Origin of the sequence: Variovorax pasteuri (assembly GCF_051216435.1) — a bacterium.
GTDB lineage: Bacteria > Pseudomonadota > Gammaproteobacteria > Burkholderiales > Burkholderiaceae_C > Variovorax.
The window spans coordinates 456,667-472,849 of the sequence record NZ_JBPJZS010000003.1 but is presented as its reverse complement, the minus strand read 5'-3'; the positions used below and the strand labels follow the sequence as shown (position 1 = coordinate 472,849).

The following is a 16,183-nucleotide window of genomic DNA, read 5'->3' as shown; positions in this document are numbered from 1 at the left end:
CAGAAAAAGCCGGTCGCTGTTGGCCGGCATGGGCGTCAGACCGTGCAGCTGTCCGCAGCGGTTTCTTCCGCAGAGACCCAGGGTCCCAGCTGGCGCAGCTTGTCTTCGCGATGGTCCAGCCACCACCCGGCCTGGATGTTCCAGTCGGCATGCGCCGCGTCCGTGCGGGCGGCCCCGAGCGTGTGCTGCGCGTGCAGCGGAAAGTGCGGATCGCGCAGCGCTGCATGGCCGAGCGCGACCAGGTCGGCTTGGCCCGACGCGATGACCTCTTCGGCCTGGCGCGGATCGGTGATCATTCCCACAGCCATGGTGCCGATGCGCGCCTCGCGACGGATCTGCGCAGCGAATGGCACCTGGAAGCCGTATCCGCTGGGGTATTCGAAAACACCGAAGCCGCCCGACGAGCAGTCGATGACATCGACGCCGATCGCCTTCAAGGCCGTGGCGAACGCCACGCTGTCGTCGATCGTCCACCCGCTGCGGCTGCCATCGACCGCCGACACGCGCACAAACAGCGGCTTGTCCTGCGGCCAGACCTCGCGCACCTCGCGCGCAATCTCCAATGGCAGGCGGATGCGGTTCTCGAAGCTGCCACCGTAGTTGTCGCTGCGGTCGTTGGTCAGCGGCGACAGGAACGCGTTGAGCAGGAAGCCATGCGCACAGTGCAGTTCCAGCACCTCGAATCCTGCCCGCAGTGCGCGGCGCACCGCGGCGACGAAATCTGCACGCACCTTCGCGATGCCTCCGGCGTCCAGCGCCTTGGGCACCAGCCAGCCCTTGGCCGCAGGCTGCGCGCTCGGCGACACCACCTGCCAGGGATGCTCGCCACGCGCGGCATCACGCGCGTCGAGCGGGCCATTGCCTTCGAAGGCGCGCTGGATGCTGGCCTTGGGGCCGGCATGCGCCAGCTGGATGCCGGGCGTTGCGCCGTAAGCCTTGGCGAAAGCGGCGATGCGCGACAGTCCTTTGATGTGGGCGTCATCCCACAGGCCCAGGTCGCCATGCGTGATCCGGCCGTCGGGCGACACGGCCGTTGCCTCCACCATCAGCAGCCCGAAGCCGCCGAGGGCAAAACGGCCGTAGTGGGTGGCGTGGTAATCGTTGACATGCCCATCGGTTGCCGTGTACTGGCACATCGGGCTGAGGGCGACGCGGTTGCGCAGGGTCACGCCGCGCAAGGTCAAGGGTTCAAACAGTTTGCTCATGTTCCGTTGTTGAAGGATGGATCGATGGATCGCCTGGCGGGTGAAACGAGCGATGGTCCACAGCGCAAGAAGCGCCGCGACCAGCCCACCCCATGTCAGCCATTATGTATCGTCCGCTACACAACCTCTATTGTATAGTGGTCGCTACAGATTCCATCAAGCCATCAGAAATTTCGAGGTGAGAACATCTATGCCGAATGAAAGATCGCTCACAGAGCCTCCTCTGAACAAGGGCGGGCGCCCGCGCGGCTTCGACCGCGACCAAGCCCTGACACATGCGCTGGATGTGTTCTGGCGCAGGGGCTACGAACTGGCGTCGGTGGCTGAGTTGTGTTCCGCGATGGGGGTCAATCCACCCAGCCTCTATGCCGCATTCGGAAACAAGTCCAAGCTGTTTCTGGAAGCGGTGGACTTCTATGAGCATCGCTACTGGGATGCGACCTGGGAGGCGCTGGAGGTCGAACCTGACATCCACCAGGCTGTTGCGAATTTCTTCGATGCTTCCGCCCGCATTCTGTTGTCGCCGCAGGCGCCTTGCGGTTGCCTCGTGGCGCTGGCTGCCGTCAGCGTATCCGACGCATCGGTGGAAGTCAGGGAGGCCATCGACGCATTGCGCCTGGAGGGCAAGGCGTTGTTCGTCAAGCGTCTCAAGCGCGCTGTCAAGGAGGGTCAACTGCCTGCGCAGACAGAGCTGAAGTCGTTGGCGGGCGCGCTCAACACCATGCTTGAAGGACTGTCGATTCAAGCGCGCGACGGACTGAGCACGTCTGAAATGAGGCGCCTCGCGGCGCACGCGGTGCGCTTGCTGCCGACCCGCCCGTCCGCCGACGCGTGATATGGCGTGGCTCGTGCTCGCGGCGATGATGGCGGTCACGGCTGCGGTCGCAGGCAGGCCGATGCGCATGTCGGCTCTTACTGCTTCGAATGGACATGAGGAGAGCAACCCTTGATCGCAGAACTCAAGACTTTCATTGCCGTCTGCAAGCACGGCACCTTCGCGGCGGCCGCCGACCGAATCGGCCTGACGCAATCTGCGGTCAGCAGCCAGATCCGGCGGCTCGAGCAGTCGCTGGGGTTCGAACTTTTCGACCGCACCGGCCGCTCCGCTACGTTGAATGCATCGGGGCAGACAACGCTTTCGCGCGCCGAAGAAATATGCGCGCTCTATGCGAAGCTGGGCGATGCGCCTGACGACAGTTCGACGCGGGGTCTCTTGCGAATCGGCGCCATCGCTTCGACGCAGTCGACACTGCTCGCCCGCGCTCTTGGACGCCTGCGCGCCGCTTACCCCATGGTGCGCGTGCACGTGTCGCCAGGTGTTTCCATGCGATTGATGGACGACCTGGATGCCGGCAAGATCGATGCCGCGGTGATCATCAGGCCGCCATTCGGCCTGCTTCCCGAGTTGACCTGGACCGCACTGGTGCACGAGCCCTTCGTCCTTGTGGTGCCGGACTCGATCAAGGGAAGAAACTGGCGCGAATTGCTTCAGGCGCAACCTTTCCTGCGGTACGACCGCGCCTCGTTCGGTGGCCGGATGGTCAAAGGCTTTCTTCGTCGCGAGGGACTTTCGGTCAACGAAGCCATCGAGGTCGACGAGATCTCCGGGCTCGTGCATCTGGCCTCCAAGGGCTTGGGGGTATCGCTCATTCCGATGGTCGAGGCGCACCTTCCGTTGCCGCCGAACCTGCGCGTGATCTCGCTGGGCGAGGCGACTTTTTACCGGGAGATCGGCCTGCTGCAGCGCAAGCTGCGCGCCACGCCGCCCATCGTCGTGCAGTTTGCCCAGTGCCTTCGGGAGTCCTGCGAGGAGCATGGACGGACGGCAAATTCGTCGACCGGTACCGGCTCTAGAGCACCGCGCAAAGTGCAGGTGGCTGCGCAACGTTGAGCGCATCGACAGCGCCGGCCAAATGGCCGTGCCAGGCGAATTCAGCAGCCCGAGCCGATTTGCCGCGCAGTCGAGCCACCCAGAGATGAAGGTTTCTGATGCGCACTACCGCGCCTCGTACGCCTCCATCGGCTTGTCGGTTGGATTCGCCCAAGCCGCCTTGGTCATTTCGGTCGCAGGCAGTCCGACGATCGCGTTCTGAGGCGGGATCGGCTTCATGAACCACTTGTCATAGATGCGAGCGACCTCGCCGCTTTTGGCCATCGCCACAATGCTCTGATCGACGGCGTTCTTGAAAGCCGCATCGCCCTTGGGCAGCATGATCGCAATGGGCTCGGTGCTCAGGACCTGATCGAGCAATTTGTATTGCGCGGGCTCTTTGCTCTTCGAGATCAGTGTGGCGAGGATCTGTCCATCCGCGACAAAGGCGTCGGCACGGCCGGTCTCCAACAAGAGAAACCCCTCGCTGTTGTCCTTGGCCATCAACTCGGTCGCTTCGCTCTTGAGCTTTCGCAGCAGCTGGACGGATGTGCTTCCGCTCGTGGCGGCGACTGTCTTGCCCGCAAGCTGAGCTGTCGACTTGATCGGCGAACCGGCCTTGACCGCAATGCGAACCCCCTCGACATAGAGCGTAGGCGCGAAGGCAACATCTTTCTGGCGCGCGGCGTTGTTCGTCGTCGTGCCGCATTCGATGTCGACCGTTCCGTTCTGGACCAGCGGTATGCGGTTTTGTGGCGTTACCAGCTGGTATCGCGTTTCCAGCTTGTCGAGCTGCGCCGACTTCTTGATGTCGGCGATGACGCGCTCGCAGATTTCGACATGAAAGCCGGTGTACTTGCCCGGCCCCGTGGTGAACGACATGGCACCGGAACCATCGCGCACACCCATCGTGATCACGCCCGAGTCCTTGATCTTCTTCAGGGTGTCCGTCTGGGCGGCCGCAGAGGCTGCGAACATCACCAAGGCGCTGGCCACGGCCGCGCTGACCAGCGTCTGAGTTTTCATGATGGCGCTCATTTCGCGAAGAGCGAGTTCAGGTCCGCGAAAGACTTCATCTCGATGGCATTGCCCGAGGGGTCGAGGAAGAACATCGTGGCCTGTTCACCCGGTTCGCCCTTGAACCGGATGTAGGGCTCGATCACGAACTCGGTCTTCCGGGCGACCAGCTTGTCTGCCATGGCCTGCCACCTGTCCATCGGCACGATCGCGCCGAAATGACGTACCGGCACCTGATGTCCGTCGACGGCACTGCTGGTCTTGTGACCGCATTCGTCGGGTGCCAGGTGGGCGACGATCTGGTGACCGTAGAAGTCGAAATCGACCCACTCCGGGGCGCTTCGGCCTTCAGGACAGCCCAGCAGGTCGCCGTAGAAGGCTCGAGCTTCGGCAATGTCCCGCACGGGGAAAGCGAGATGGAATGGGATGCGTTGAGTTGCTTCTGTCATGGCGTCGCGTGGGGTTCAAGTTGGGATGGCGCAACTTTAAGAACGAAAGCCCACAACCGAAAACGCTATATTTCTTTGCTGAGCTCCACTAATTTCTATGTATGGAGCGACAGGCCCCGGAGCCGGAATGGCGATGGCGCTGCGCCGCCTAGCGCTGCCGCGCACCTTTCGCGCCCCGTGAGGCCTGCGCCGCGATCAGGTCGTACAGCGCCTGCGCCGCCGGCGACAGCCGCGCCGTGCGCCGCGTCATGAGCACCAGCGTGCGCGACACCCGGGGCTCCACCAGCTCGATGGTCTTCAGCGACGGGTACGCCCCCTTCTGCAGTGCCAGCCGCGGCACCACCGCAGCCGCCACGCGCTCGGCCACCAGCCCCACCGCCGTCGAGCTGCGCTGCACCTCGTAGAAGGGCTGCAGGTTCGCTGCGGCGGCGCCCAGCGCACCGTCGAGCAGCGGCCGGTTCTCGCTCGCCTGCCCCGCGAAGATCAGCGGGTGCGGCTGCAGCTGCCGCCAGGCCACGCGCTTGCGCCCGGCCAGCGGATGCGAGGGGTGGCAGATCAGCACGTAGTCGTCCTCGATCAGCGGCACGCTCGTGAGCTCGGGCGAATGCGCGCCCGCCATGCCGATGCCGAACTCCACCTCGCGGTGCAGCACCGCATGCGCCACGGCGGCCGACGCGTGGTCGAGGATCTTGATGCGGTTGTGCGGATGGCGCGCCGAGTAGGCCTGCATGATGCGCGGCAGAAACTGCACGCCCGCCGTGGGCACGCAGGCCATCGACACGTCGCCGCGCTCGGCCTTGCCGGTCTCGCGGATTTCCAGCAGCGAATCGGACAGCTCCACCAGCAGCCGCCGCGCGCGCGGCACGAAGTCGCGCCCGATGGTGGTGAGCGACACCGAGCGCGTGGTGCGCTCCACCAGCGCCACGCTCAAAAAGTCTTCCAGCTTGCGCAGCCGCTGCGTGATGGCGGTCTGCGTGACATGCAGCGCATCGGCCGCCGCCTGGAAGCCGCCCTCGTCGGCAATGGCCACGAAGGCCTGGATTCCGAGGATGTCGATCTTCATCAGATTTATGAATCAATGGCCAGAATAAATTCATTTTACGAACGGAAAGCGCCTCGGCAAACTGCGCCCACCACAGCAAGGAACACCCCGATGACCTGGTCCGCCAAGCAATACAGCGCCTTCGAAGAAGAACGCACACGACCGGTCCGCGACCTGGTCGCCGCCGTCCCGCACAGCGAACGCCCGGTGCGTTTCGCCATCGACCTGGGCTGCGGTCCGGGCAACTCCACCGAGGTGCTGGCGCAGCGCTTTCCGCAAGCCGCGGTGAGCGGCATCGACAGCTCCGGCGACATGATCGAAGCGGCGAAGAAGCGCATGCCCGACGTGCCCTTCGCCGTGGCCGACATCGCGGCATGGCGCGCCGCGCAGCCGATGGACGTGATCCTGGCGAACGCGTCGCTGCAATGGCTGCCGGACCACGCCACGCTCTACCCGCAACTGGCCCGCCAGCTCGCGCCCGGCGGCCACCTGGCCATCCAGACGCCCGACAACCTCGAGGAGCCCGCGCACCGGCTGGCACGCGAGGTGGCGGCCGCCCCGGCGTTCGCGGACCGCATCGGCACCGTGCGGCATCCCGCGCGGCACGGCGCGATCGACTACTACGCGATGCTTCGGCCGCACTGCAGCCGTGTCGACGTGTGGCGCACCACCTACTACCACCCGCTGGCAGGCGCGGCGGCGGTGGTCGAGTGGTTCAAGGGCTCGGCGCTGCGGCCCTACCTCGCGCTGCTCGATGCGGCGCAGCAGGCCGCGTTCCTGGCGCGCTACCAGGAGGCGATAGCGCAGGCCTACCCGGCACTGGCCGACGGCAGCGTGCTGCTGCCGTTCCCGCGGCTGTTCATCGTCGCCAGCCGCTGAAACGGTCCGCGCCCGGCGAGGCCCGGGGTGGGTTCTGTCCTGTTTTTGCGTAGATGCGCACGGTTCTTCGGCGGCGCGCCGTCCCAGAATGAACCGGCCGTGGCCTGCACGGCACGCGCATTCCATAAAACCAAGGAGACCCTCATGTCCAGTTCTCGTCGCGGCCTGCTGGCCGCATCCGCCGCCATGGCCACCGGTGCCATCGCCGGTTGTGCATCGCCTGCAGGCGCTGGCCGCGCGCCGGGCACACCGGCCACGGCGTTCGACGTTCCGGTGTCGACCATTCCGATCGTCGGCAGCGAGCAGGTCTATCCGGTGCGCCGCATCTATTGCATCGGCCGCAACTACGAGGCCCATGCGCGCGAGATGGGCTCCGACCCGACGCGCGAGCCGCCCTTCTTCTTCCAGAAGCCGGCCGATGCGATCCAGGTCGTGACGCCCGGCGTGGTGGCCGACCACCCCTACCCGTCGCTCACGAAGAACTACCACTACGAAGTGGAACTGGTGGTGGCGCTGGCCAAGGGCGGGCGCAACATTCCGGCCGCCTCGGCGCTCGACCACGTGTACGGCTATTCGCTGGGCCTGGACATGACGCGCCGCGACCTGCAGCGCGAGATGGGCGACCAGAAGAAGCCGTGGGAAATCGGCAAGAGCTTCGACCACTCGGCACCCATCGGGCCGATACACCCCGTGGCAAAGGTGGGGCACTTCACCGACGGCGCGATCTGGCTCAAGGTGAACGGGCAGACCAAGCAGAGCGCCACGCTCAAACACATGATCTGGTCGGTGGCCGAGCAGATCAGCCGCCTGTCGCAGGCCTTCGAGCTGCAGCCGGGCGACATCATCTACTCGGGCACGCCCGAGAACGTGGGACCGGTGGTGCGTGGCGACCTGATCCAGATCCACATCGACAGGCTGCCCGAACTGTCGGTGCGCATCGTCTGAAGGCAAGGGCCGCGCAGGCGGGCGGCGCGGCCCTCGTTTTTTCTACCAGATCGATGCCGATCATCGGGCCTTCGCCATTTCCAGCCCCGCCATGCCCCAGCCTCCCAAAGCCATTTACGTCGACGACCTGCACGCCCCGCAGGTGTTCGCGGACGAAGTCTCGGGCTACTGGGTCAACGCGGGCTGCGTCCACATCACCCTGGATGCCAGCCGCGTCGACCACAGCTCCGACAACTGCCCCGTCAACCGCGCCGCGGTGCTGCGGCTCACGCTGCCGATTCCCATCGCGCAGGTGCTGGCCGTCAGCCTGTACGACTTCCTGAAGCAACGCGGGCTGGCGCCTGCGCCGGGGAACGGGCACTGAAGGGCCCCAAACCGCACCGGGTTGCAAGGCCACCTTCCCAGATTTCTACGAGATGCGCCACGAAGATGAGATTCATTCTTATCCATCAAGTGAGCCACCGTTGAACCCAAGACGCCCGAGCGCCGCCACCCCGTCCACTTCATTCAAGCGCACCGCGCTCGGCCCGCCAGCGCGCGCCACGCTGCTGGTGTTGTGGGCCGCCACGCAAGGCGGCCGTGCGCTGGCACAGGACGCGCAGGCTCCCGAAGGCACCGCGCTGCCCACGGTGACCGTCACGGCGGACTCGCAGGACGACACGCCCCAGCACCTGCGCGCGAAGGTGAGCAGCGGCGCGCTCGGCGCCCGCTCGCAGCTGGAAACCCCCTTCTCCACCACCGTGGTGCGCAGCGAAGACATGGCCGAGCGCCAGGTGTCCAAGCTCGGCGACGTGTTCGCGCTGGACGCCTCGGTGTCCGACAACAGCGGCGCCTACAACAGCTGGGCCAGCTACATCACGGTGCGCGGCCTGCCGCTGGACTGGCAGAACGGCTACCGCATCAACGGCCAGCCCTTTCTGAGCTACGCCATCACGCTGCCCTACGAGCAGTTCGAGCAGATCGAACTGCTCAAGGGCTCCTCGGGCTTCATGTACGGCTTCGGTTCGCCCGGGGGCATCATCAACTACGTGACGAAGAAGCCGGGCGACACGCCGGTGCGCAGCATCGAGGTCGGCTACAAGACCGCCGGCATCTGGAGCGAGCACGTCGACCTGGGCGGGCGCTTCGGCGCGGACGAGCGCTTCGGCTACCGGCTCAACGCCACGCACGAGGAAGGCAAGACCTACAACGACGGCCAGGTGCGCCGCAACTCGGTGTCGCTCGGCCTGGACGCCAGGCTCACCGACAAGCTCACCTGGACCTTCGACTCGCTCTACCAGAAGCGAACCGCCACCGGCCAGACGCCATCGATCTACACCGGCAGTTACACCGGCACCGCCCTGCCCGCCACCATCGGCGCGAACAATGCGAACCTGGTGAGCGCGGGCCAGCACCTGGCCACCGACTTCAACCTGTATGCCACCGGCCTGCAGTACCAGCTCTCGCCCGACTGGACGCTCGCCACCAGCTACAGCCACAGCAGCGCATCGCGCAGCCGCAACGAGAGCATCGCCTACCTGCAGGACGCGGCCGGCGGCTACGACGACTACCGCTACGACGGCGCCGAAGCCCACCGCTTCAACCAGTGGCAGGCCACGGCCACGGGCAGGCTGCGCACCGGCGGCTTCGAGCACCAGGTGACGCTGGGCGCGTCGTGGCAGAAGCAGGTGAACACCTACAGCGCCAACAGCGTCTACCAGCTGATCGGCACCGGCAGCATCTTCGCGCCGAACACCAACGCCTACGGCAGCACCACGGCCTTCCTGCCCTACCGCAGCAGCGACATCACGCAGCGCGCGGTGTTCGCGAGCGACACGCTGAAGCTGTCCGACCGATGGTCGGTGCTGGCAGGACTGCGCAGCACCACCTCCGAGCAGAACGGCTACGACATCGCCGGCCTGCAGAACTCCGGCTACCGAAGGAGCGGCGTGCTCACGCCCACGCTGGCGCTGATGTTCAAGCCCGCACCGGACACCACGCTGTACACCAGCTACGTCGAGTCGCTGGAGCCGGGCAGCACGGTGAGCCACCTCTACGCCAACGACGGTGAACTGTTCAAGCCGCTGAAGAGCCGCCAGTACGAGCTGGGCCTGAAGACCCAGCGCGAACGCTGGAGCGCCACGGCCGCGCTGTTCCGCATCGAGCGCGGCGCGGAGTACGCCAACAGCGCCAACGTGCTGGTGCAGGACGGCCAGTCGATCTACCAGGGCCTGGAGCTCGGCGCCTCCACGCGGCTGGGCTCGCAATGGCAGGTCGGCGCCAACCTGATGCTGCTGGACAGTTCGTACCAGCGCGGCAGCAGCTACGTCGGCAACCGCGTGGCCGGTGCGCCGAAGATGGTGGCGACCGCGCAGGTGGCCTACGACGTGGCGCAGGTGCCGGGCCTGAGGCTGTCGGCCGACCTGAAGTACACGGGCGGCACCATGCTCGACGCGTCGAACCAGCTGAGCCTGCCGGGCTACACCGTCGCCAACATCGGCGCGAGCTACATCACGCGCATCGGCGGACGCCCCACCACCTTCCGCGCGGCCATCAACAACGTGGCGAACCGGCGCTACTGGGAGTACCAGTACGACAGCTACATCAAGCCCGGCGATCCGCGCACCTTCAGCCTGAGCGCCAAGCTCGATTTCTAGCCGCCCATGACATCGCTGCTCCATCGAACGACAACGGCCGCCGGCGCGCTGTGCCTGTGCCTGGCGTGCGGCATGTCGAATGCCGCAGCGCAGGCCCGCGTGGTGTCGAGCACCTGGCTTCCGGGCGGCAAGTACGTGCAGGTCTGCGCGTTCGAGGGGGCCGAGTACATGACGATCACCGCGGACCCGCCCGGCGCATGCCTGGGCGGCGCTCCCGCCGAGACTGCGCGGCAGCCGGCGCCGGCGCCGCCGTCGGCACCCGTGGTCCCGCGCGCGGAGGCCTTTCCCACGTCGTCCAGCTATGTCGGCAGCTTCTTCATCGACCCTCTCGCGGCGGCACTGCGCGCCACTGGACTGGGCCTGCTGCTGGGCGGCAGGTGACTGCAAGGGCCGCTAGCGGCGCGTCGCGGCCGACGTCCAATTTTTATCCCGTTTTGAAGTTCACCATCTGCGCATGAAAAGCCCTTGGCATCGCAACACCCACGGCGTCTCGCAGGCGCTGCGCTTCAACGATCTGCTGGCGGCGGGTCCGGCCAAAGGCCAGCACCCGAGGCTTCCCTTGCCGGCGCAATGGCACCAGCCCAAGCCCGCGCACGCCGCCCCCCGCCGCCCGCGCAAGACCGCATGGATGCCCGGCCTTGCAGGCCTGCTGGCGTTCGGGGCGCTCGCGCTGGGCGTCTTCGTGGCCGGCAGCGACACCTGCGCGGCGCATGAAACCGGCGGCGGCGACTACAGCCAGTCGACCCTCGCGCCGATCACCGACTCGAGCGCCGATGCAACACCCGCCAACGCGCACAGCGGCGCCTGCAGGCGCAAGCACAAGGCCGGCCGCTTCGCGCATCCGAAGACGGTGCCCTGAGCGCCTCGCCCGTGTTCAGGCCCGAGCCCTTCTCCAGCGCCCTGGTGGTGGAAAGCGACCCCGCGGTCGCGAGCCGCATGCGGCGCATCCTCGGCGCGCTGGCGCCGGGCCGGCAGGTGCTGCTGGCACCCACGCGCGCGCAAGCCGACGGCCTGCTGGCCATCGTCCGGTTCGACCTGGTGCTGGTCGACATGCAGCTTCACCCGCACGGCGACGGCGCGCGGCTGATTGCGCAGGTGCGCGCCGCGCAACCTCGCGCGCAGGTCGTCGCGATGTCGCGCATGGACAACCACGACCTGGTGCTGCGCGCCTTCGCCTCGGGTGCCACGGGCTACCTGCTGAGCGAGGCCGAAGACGCCGAGATGGCCTATGCGCTGCGGGCCCTGCAGAGCGATGGCGCCGCGCTCGACTCACGCGTGGCGCGCCGCGTGCTGGGCATGCTGGCCGCATCGCTGCAGCCCGAGGCGGGCCTGCCGCAGCCGCCGGCGGCGCAGTGCGCGCTGAAGCCGCGCGAACTGCAGTTCCTGCGGCTGGTCGCGGGAGGCCTGAGCAACCGGCAGATCGCGCACACGCTTTCGCTGTCGATCCACACCGTCGATTTCCACGCGAAGAACACCTACCGCAAGCTGGACGTCAGGTCCCGGACCCAGGCCATCCTGGAGGCAACGCGCCACGGCCTTCTGGGCTGAGGGGCTGCGGCTGCCGCGTCAGGACGGTCAGCAACGCCAGGTGCTTCGCATCCCAGGCGAAGAACAGCGCCAGCAGCACGGCGTCGCCAACGGCCAGCGCGATCAGGGTGCGCCAGTCCCACAGCCAGTCGAGGAATGTCATGAGGCTATAGAGATGATGAATGCGAAGCCTCCAGCTTGCGGCCCGCGCATTGCCCGCAGATTTCAGCGTGTTGCAGCGAGCCCGCCGCGCGGGGCCGGCCGCGAAGGCTCAGGCATCGCGCGTGCGCGTGACCGCGGGCACGAACATGTAGCCCTCGTTGCGCACGGTGCGAATCAGGTCGGCCCGCACCTCGCCCGCCGCCAGCTTGCGGCGCAGGCGGCTGATCTGCACGTCGATGGCGCGGTCGTACGAATCGCTTTGCGCGCCCAGCGCGTACGCCACCAGCTGGTCGCGCGTGAGCACGCGCCGCGGGTGCTGCACCAGCGCGCGCAGCAGGCGGAACTCGCCGTCGGACAGGTCCACGGGCTGGTCCTGCGGGTCGTGCAGCGAGCGGGCTTCGAGGTCGATGCGCCAGCCCGCGAAGTACAGCAAGGCGGCAGGGGCATCGGCTGTCGCGGGCTGCGTAAGCGCAACGGCCTGCGCGGCAGGCCGGGCCGCGGAGCCGGCGCCGGCCGTGCGCCGCAGCACCGTGCGAATGCGCGCCAGCAGCTCGCGCGGATTGCAGGGCTTGGCCAGGTAGTCTTCGGCACCGATCTCCAGGCCCACGATGCGGTCGATGTCCGTGCCCACGGCCGACAGCATGATCACGGGCGGCCCGCCGATGCGCTGCAGCTCGCGCAATGCACTCAGGCCGTCTTCGCCGGGCATCATGACGTCGAGCACGATGAGTGCGTAATCGGCCTGCGCGAGCCGCTCGCGCATCTCGGCGGGATGGCCGGCCGCGTCGACCTGGAAGCCGTGCTTTTCCAGGAAGGACGCCACCAGGCTGCGGATGCCGGCGTCGTCGTCGACGATGAGGATGCGGGTGGACAGGTTCACGTTACGGCGGATCGGGTAGCGGATCATAGGCCGCATGCCGCGGCCGCTCGAAGGGCCGCGCAAGATGCAATGCATTGCAATGCGCTGAAATCGCGCGGCAACATGCGCTCCCCAGACTGGGCCGTGACATCGCTTCCCGTCCGTGCCAGCATCGACCCATGAATCCCCAAGGTACCGCGCGCCGCTGGCCCGGCCCCCCGCTGGCCCTGCAGATCATGGCCCTGCTGCTCGGCGGTCTGGTGGTGGCGCAGGGCGTGACGCTGGCTCTGACCATGCTGCTGCCACCCGAACCGCAGCGCCAGTGGGAGCTGGGCGACATCGCGCGCGTGCTCTCGGGCCGCACCGCGGAAGGCCGCAACGCGAGCCTGCTGCTGCGCTCGCTGCAAGCGCGCGCACCCGAACCCAAGGGGCAAGGCTGGCTGACCTCCGAACGCTCGCGGCGCGACCTGGCGCAACTGATGGAGCGCGACGAGAACGAGGTGCGGCTGTACTTCTTCACCCCGCTGCCGTTCGCGGGCACCACGGGGCCGGTGGCGGATGCAGGGGGTGCACCGCAGGCAAGCCCGCACCCGGTCGCCGCCGCATTCACGAGCGGGGGCTTCCTGCGGGTACAGGCGGGCGGCCCCCCTGCGATGCCTTCTTTGCCCATGCCCCCCGGGGGCATGGGCGGCCCGAACGGTGGCTTCGGCATCGGCCGCGGCATGGGTAGCAATGGGGGCGGCTTCCCGCAGCCGTCGCCGCCCGGCGGGGTCCCCGGTTCCGCTGCGAGCGGCAATGCGCCGGTCACTCCCTTTGCGCCGGGCCCTGCATCCGGAGGTGCGCCCGCGAGTGCGCCGGCACCCACGCTTGCGACACCGAACGCCGTGGGATCGCCCGGCATGCCCGCCGCACCCGCCACCCTGGGGACGCCCGCCGGGCCCGTCCCTTCGACGGGCGCCATGCCGGGCATGCCGGCCCCTCCAGGCCTCGCGGGGCTTGCGGCACCCTCCTTGCCGCCGGGCCAGCCCCCGGGGCCCGTGATGCAGCCCATGCCCTCGATGCCTTCCATACCTTCGATGCAGGAGCTCCCCCCTGTCCTCGAAAGGCCCGAGCCCCGCAAGGCGCCGGCCACGGTAGAGGCGCCCGCGACACGCACGCCCGCCGCGCCCTCCCAGCGCACAGAGCCCGCGGCACGCGCACCCGCCACCACCCCTTCTGCGGCTGCACCCGTGCCCGCGCCTCGCGCCGACGCACAGACGCCGCGCCCGGCCCGCAGCACCGACACCCCGCGCACGCCGCCGTCCACCGACACCACGGCCGAGGTCGAACGCCCCGCCGCACGCGGCCTCTTCGGCCTCGCGCCCGCGCCCTTCGTCGAAGGCGACTTCATCGCCGCCGTCTACACGCGCGAAGGCAGCTGGGTGGTGGTGCAACCGGTGCCCGAGTCCTTCCCCAACGCGTGGCAGCGGCGCGTGCTGCTGTGGTTCCTGATGGCTGCGGCCATCGTGGCCCCCGCGGGCTGGCTGTTCTCGCGCCGGCTGGTGCGCCCCATCACCGGCTTCGCGCGCGCCGCCGACCAGCTGGGCCGCGACCCGTCGGCGCCAGTCCTGGCGCTGGAGGGCCCCGCCGAGATCGGGCGCGCCGCGCAGGCCTTCAACCGCATGCAGGCGCGGCTGCGCAGCTTCGTGGACGACCGCACGGTGATGATCGGGGCCATCAGCCACGACCTGCGCACGCCCCTCACGCGGCTGCGCTTTCGCATCGAGGACGTTCCCGACGACGTGCGCGCGGGCATGCTGGAGGACGTCGAGGAGATGGAGCGGATGATCGGCTCCGTGCTCAGCTTCATCCGCGATGCCTCGGTGGTCAGCGCGCGCGAGCGCATGGACCTGTCGAGCCTGGTCGAGGACGTGGTCGAGCAGGCCGTGTTCGTCGGCAAGGACGTGCGCCTGCTGCGCACGGAACCCGCGCAGGTGGAGGTCGACACCATGGGCATGCGCCGCGTGCTCGACAACCTGATCGAGAACGCCGTCAAGTACGGCCGCCAGGCGCGGGTGCGGCTGTTCACGGACGGCGCCGATGCCGTGGCCGAGATCAGCGACCGCGGACCGGGGTTGCCCGCCGACGAACTGGAACGGGTGTTCAAGCCCTTCTATCGCTCGCCGCAGGCGCGTGCCTCGCGTGCGGCAGGCAGCGGCCTTGGCCTGGCCGTGTGCCGCTCGATCGTGCGCGCGCACGGCGGCGACGTGGTGCTGAAGTCCGGCCCGCACGGACTCCTTGCGCAGGTGCGCGTGCCGCTGGCGCTCGGCGCCGAAGCGAAACGCCCTTCGCTGCAGACCGCCGTCACACCCTGAGACTTGCGCCGCCGCGATGGCTTGCCGCGCGACGGCCCGCGGCATGCCGCATGCGGCCTGCGCCGCCGTGCACATCCGGCAACGCGCGCGCAAGATTCCTCCCACTTTGCATGGTCGACTCCGCCCTCGGAAGTTTCTGATTGTTTCCGACACACGAGGAGAAGAACACCCATGCCAAGGCTGCAGAAGAGGCCCCGCCGGCCGCGCGTGCGCGGCTTCACACTGATCGAGCTCATGGTGACCGTGGCCATCGTCGCCATCCTCGCCGCCATCGCGTACCCCTCGTACAACGACTACGTGATGCGCGGGCGCATCGTCGATGCCACCAACGGCCTGTCGATGATGCGCGCCAACATGGAGCGCTACTTCCAGGACAACCGCACCTACCTGTCCACGGGCAGCTTCACCTCGCCCTGCCTGGTGTCCTCCACGCTGCGCATGGTCGGCACCTTCACGCTGTCGTGCGACGGCACCTATGGCGCGGCGACCGCCAGCGGCTACACGCTGGTGGCCACGGGCAGCGGCAGCACCGCGGGTTTCATCTTCACCGTCGACCAGTCCAACAATCGTGCGACGGTGGGCGTGCCCGCGGGCTGGACCACCTGCAGCAGCGACTGGGTGTCCAGGCGAGGGGCATGCTGATGAAACGCGCCATGTCGTCGGCCGGCTTCACGCTCATCGAGCTCTGCGTGACGCTGGTGGTGATGGTCGTCCTCACGGCACTGGCCATGCCCTCGTTCTTCGCGTGGATCGCCAACACCCGGGTGCGCACCGTGAGCGACGCGCTGCAGAACGGCTTGCGCCAGGCGCAGGCCGAGGCCGTGCGCCGCAGCCGCACGGCCGTGTTCTCGCTGACCAACGACACCGCGCCGAAGACCAGCCTGACCGCCGTGGCCAACGGCACCCACTGGTCGATCAACTTCGTCGCCTCGCCGACGCTCGACACGGCCGGCGTCGCCACCTTCGTCGAAGCCGGCGTGCTGACGGTCGCCGGCGCCGGGGTGAGCATCGCCGGGCCCGCCGCTATCTGCTTCAACCCGCTGGGGCGGCTGGTGAGCAACAGCAGCACGGGCATCACGGGCGCCACCTGCAGCCTGAGCTCGGCGCCCACCTACAACATCACGATGACTTCGGCCGACCGCCCGCTGCGCGTGGTCGTGAGCCTGGGCGGACAGGTGCACATGTGCGACCCGGCCAGGACCTTGTCGTCCAGCGCGCCCGACGGCTGCCCGGGCTGA

The 16,183-nt window shown here is 68.1% G+C and carries 18 protein-coding genes; 12 read left to right on the top strand and 6 right to left on the bottom strand.

Going from position 1 to position 16,183, the window contains the following annotated elements; all coding sequences use genetic code 11:
- Positions 1-35: 35 nt before the first annotated feature.
- Positions 36-1,205, bottom strand: coding sequence for an NADH:flavin oxidoreductase/NADH oxidase (locus ACSFBM_RS15810; RefSeq protein WP_435485170.1), 1,170 nt, complete (start codon positions 1,203-1,205; stop codon positions 36-38).
- A gap of 190 nt (positions 1,206-1,395) precedes the next feature.
- Here ACSFBM_RS15810 and ACSFBM_RS15805 point away from each other — a divergent pair, with 190 nt between their 5' ends.
- On the top strand, positions 1,396-2,040 hold the full coding sequence (locus ACSFBM_RS15805) for a TetR/AcrR family transcriptional regulator (RefSeq protein ID WP_435485169.1): 645 nt from the start codon (positions 1,396-1,398) through the stop codon (positions 2,038-2,040).
- A gap of 111 nt (positions 2,041-2,151) precedes the next feature.
- Complete coding sequence (locus tag ACSFBM_RS15800) at positions 2,152-3,096, top strand: LysR family transcriptional regulator (protein ID WP_435485168.1); 945 nt, start codon at positions 2,152-2,154, stop codon at positions 3,094-3,096.
- Between the two features lie 105 nt (positions 3,097-3,201).
- Here the strand turns inward: ACSFBM_RS15800 and ACSFBM_RS15795 are convergent, their stop codons facing one another.
- From ACSFBM_RS15795 to ACSFBM_RS15785, 3 genes are all read right to left on the bottom strand, one after another.
- A complete protein-coding gene (locus tag ACSFBM_RS15795; protein WP_435485271.1) occupies positions 3,202-4,101 on the bottom strand; it encodes an amino acid ABC transporter substrate-binding protein in 900 nt (299 codons plus the stop codon).
- An 8-nt stretch (positions 4,102-4,109) separates the two neighbouring features.
- Positions 4,110-4,541: a VOC family protein gene (locus tag ACSFBM_RS15790; protein WP_435485167.1), complete on the bottom strand. Its 432-nt coding sequence runs from the start codon at positions 4,539-4,541 to the stop codon at positions 4,110-4,112.
- 148 nt (positions 4,542-4,689) lie between these two features.
- Positions 4,690-5,604, bottom strand: a complete 915-nt coding sequence (locus ACSFBM_RS15785) for a LysR family transcriptional regulator (RefSeq protein WP_435485166.1) — start codon at positions 5,602-5,604, stop codon at positions 4,690-4,692.
- Positions 5,605-5,694: 90 nt separating this feature from the next.
- Here ACSFBM_RS15785 and tam point away from each other — a divergent pair, with 90 nt between their 5' ends.
- The 7 genes from tam (at position 5,695) to ACSFBM_RS15750 (ending at position 11,591) form a co-directional block, all read left to right on the top strand.
- Complete coding sequence (tam, locus tag ACSFBM_RS15780; protein WP_435485165.1) at positions 5,695-6,462, top strand: trans-aconitate 2-methyltransferase; 768 nt, start codon at positions 5,695-5,697, stop codon at positions 6,460-6,462.
- 144 nt (positions 6,463-6,606) lie between these two features.
- On the top strand, positions 6,607-7,407 hold the full coding sequence (locus ACSFBM_RS15775; protein WP_435485164.1) for a fumarylacetoacetate hydrolase family protein: 801 nt from the start codon (positions 6,607-6,609) through the stop codon (positions 7,405-7,407).
- Between the two features lie 91 nt (positions 7,408-7,498).
- Positions 7,499-7,771 carry a hypothetical protein gene (locus ACSFBM_RS15770; RefSeq protein WP_435437174.1) on the top strand — a complete coding sequence of 91 codons (273 nt, stop codon included), beginning with the start codon at positions 7,499-7,501 and terminating at the stop codon, positions 7,769-7,771.
- 52 nt (positions 7,772-7,823) lie between these two features.
- Positions 7,824-10,043, top strand: coding sequence for a TonB-dependent siderophore receptor (locus ACSFBM_RS15765; protein WP_435485163.1), 2,220 nt, complete (start codon positions 7,824-7,826; stop codon positions 10,041-10,043).
- Between the two features lie 6 nt (positions 10,044-10,049).
- Positions 10,050-10,424, top strand: a complete 375-nt coding sequence (locus ACSFBM_RS15760) for a hypothetical protein (protein ID WP_435485162.1) — start codon at positions 10,050-10,052, stop codon at positions 10,422-10,424.
- Between the two features lie 73 nt (positions 10,425-10,497).
- Entirely contained in the window at positions 10,498-10,902 is a 405-nt protein-coding gene (locus ACSFBM_RS15755) for a hypothetical protein (protein WP_435485161.1), read from the top strand.
- An 11-nt stretch (positions 10,903-10,913) separates the two neighbouring features.
- Entirely contained in the window at positions 10,914-11,591 is a 678-nt protein-coding gene (locus ACSFBM_RS15750) for a LuxR C-terminal-related transcriptional regulator (RefSeq protein ID WP_435485160.1), read from the top strand.
- Here ACSFBM_RS15750 and ACSFBM_RS15745 read toward each other — a convergent pair.
- Together ACSFBM_RS15745 and ACSFBM_RS15740 are read right to left on the bottom strand one after the other, a co-directional pair.
- The gene (locus tag ACSFBM_RS15745; RefSeq protein ID WP_435437169.1) at positions 11,536-11,733 is read right to left on the bottom strand and encodes a hypothetical protein; all 198 of its coding nucleotides are present in this window, start codon (positions 11,731-11,733) and stop codon (positions 11,536-11,538) included. The genes ACSFBM_RS15750 and ACSFBM_RS15745 overlap by 56 nt on opposite strands.
- A 108-nt stretch (positions 11,734-11,841) precedes the next feature.
- Complete coding sequence (locus ACSFBM_RS15740; protein WP_435485270.1) at positions 11,842-12,612, bottom strand: response regulator; 771 nt, start codon at positions 12,610-12,612, stop codon at positions 11,842-11,844.
- A gap of 158 nt (positions 12,613-12,770) precedes the next feature.
- Between ACSFBM_RS15740 and ACSFBM_RS15735 the strand changes: the two genes are divergently transcribed.
- The 3 genes from ACSFBM_RS15735 (at position 12,771) to ACSFBM_RS15725 (ending at position 16,183) form a co-directional block, all read left to right on the top strand.
- Positions 12,771-14,945, top strand: a complete 2,175-nt coding sequence (locus ACSFBM_RS15735) for an ATP-binding protein (RefSeq protein WP_435485159.1) — start codon at positions 12,771-12,773, stop codon at positions 14,943-14,945.
- 171 nt (positions 14,946-15,116) lie between these two features.
- On the top strand, positions 15,117-15,587 hold the full coding sequence (locus tag ACSFBM_RS15730) for a type IV pilin protein (protein ID WP_435485158.1): 471 nt from the start codon (positions 15,117-15,119) through the stop codon (positions 15,585-15,587).
- On the top strand, positions 15,581-16,183 hold the full coding sequence (locus ACSFBM_RS15725; RefSeq protein WP_435485157.1) for a GspH/FimT family pseudopilin: 603 nt from the start codon (positions 15,581-15,583) through the stop codon (positions 16,181-16,183). The genes ACSFBM_RS15730 and ACSFBM_RS15725 overlap by 7 nt, the downstream gene beginning before the upstream one ends.

Bases quoted from the DNA above. Each gene is read 5' to 3' on its own strand.
- ACSFBM_RS15810 (WP_435485170.1), bottom strand. From the start codon at position 1,205: ATGAGCAAACTGTTTGAACCCTTGACCTTGCGCGGCGTGACCCTGCGC.
- ACSFBM_RS15805 (WP_435485169.1), top strand. From the start codon at position 1,396: ATGCCGAATGAAAGATCGCTCACAGAGCCTCCTCTGAACAAGGGCGGG.
- ACSFBM_RS15795 (WP_435485271.1), bottom strand. From the start codon at position 4,101: ATGAAAACTCAGACGCTGGTCAGCGCGGCCGTGGCCAGCGCCTTGGTG.
- ACSFBM_RS15790 (WP_435485167.1), bottom strand. From the start codon at position 4,541: ATGACAGAAGCAACTCAACGCATCCCATTCCATCTCGCTTTCCCCGTG.
- ACSFBM_RS15785 (WP_435485166.1), bottom strand. From the start codon at position 5,604: ATGAAGATCGACATCCTCGGAATCCAGGCCTTCGTGGCCATTGCCGAC.
- tam (WP_435485165.1), top strand. From the start codon at position 5,695: ATGACCTGGTCCGCCAAGCAATACAGCGCCTTCGAAGAAGAACGCACA.
- ACSFBM_RS15775 (WP_435485164.1), top strand. From the start codon at position 6,607: ATGTCCAGTTCTCGTCGCGGCCTGCTGGCCGCATCCGCCGCCATGGCC.
- ACSFBM_RS15770 (WP_435437174.1), top strand. From the start codon at position 7,499: ATGCCCCAGCCTCCCAAAGCCATTTACGTCGACGACCTGCACGCCCCG.
- ACSFBM_RS15765 (WP_435485163.1), top strand. From the start codon at position 7,824: ATGCGCCACGAAGATGAGATTCATTCTTATCCATCAAGTGAGCCACCG.
- ACSFBM_RS15760 (WP_435485162.1), top strand. From the start codon at position 10,050: ATGACATCGCTGCTCCATCGAACGACAACGGCCGCCGGCGCGCTGTGC.
- ACSFBM_RS15755 (WP_435485161.1), top strand. From the start codon at position 10,498: ATGAAAAGCCCTTGGCATCGCAACACCCACGGCGTCTCGCAGGCGCTG.
- ACSFBM_RS15745 (WP_435437169.1), bottom strand. From the start codon at position 11,733: ATGACATTCCTCGACTGGCTGTGGGACTGGCGCACCCTGATCGCGCTG.
- ACSFBM_RS15735 (WP_435485159.1), top strand. From the start codon at position 12,771: ATGAATCCCCAAGGTACCGCGCGCCGCTGGCCCGGCCCCCCGCTGGCC.
- ACSFBM_RS15730 (WP_435485158.1), top strand. From the start codon at position 15,117: ATGCCAAGGCTGCAGAAGAGGCCCCGCCGGCCGCGCGTGCGCGGCTTC.
- ACSFBM_RS15725 (WP_435485157.1), top strand. From the start codon at position 15,581: ATGCTGATGAAACGCGCCATGTCGTCGGCCGGCTTCACGCTCATCGAG.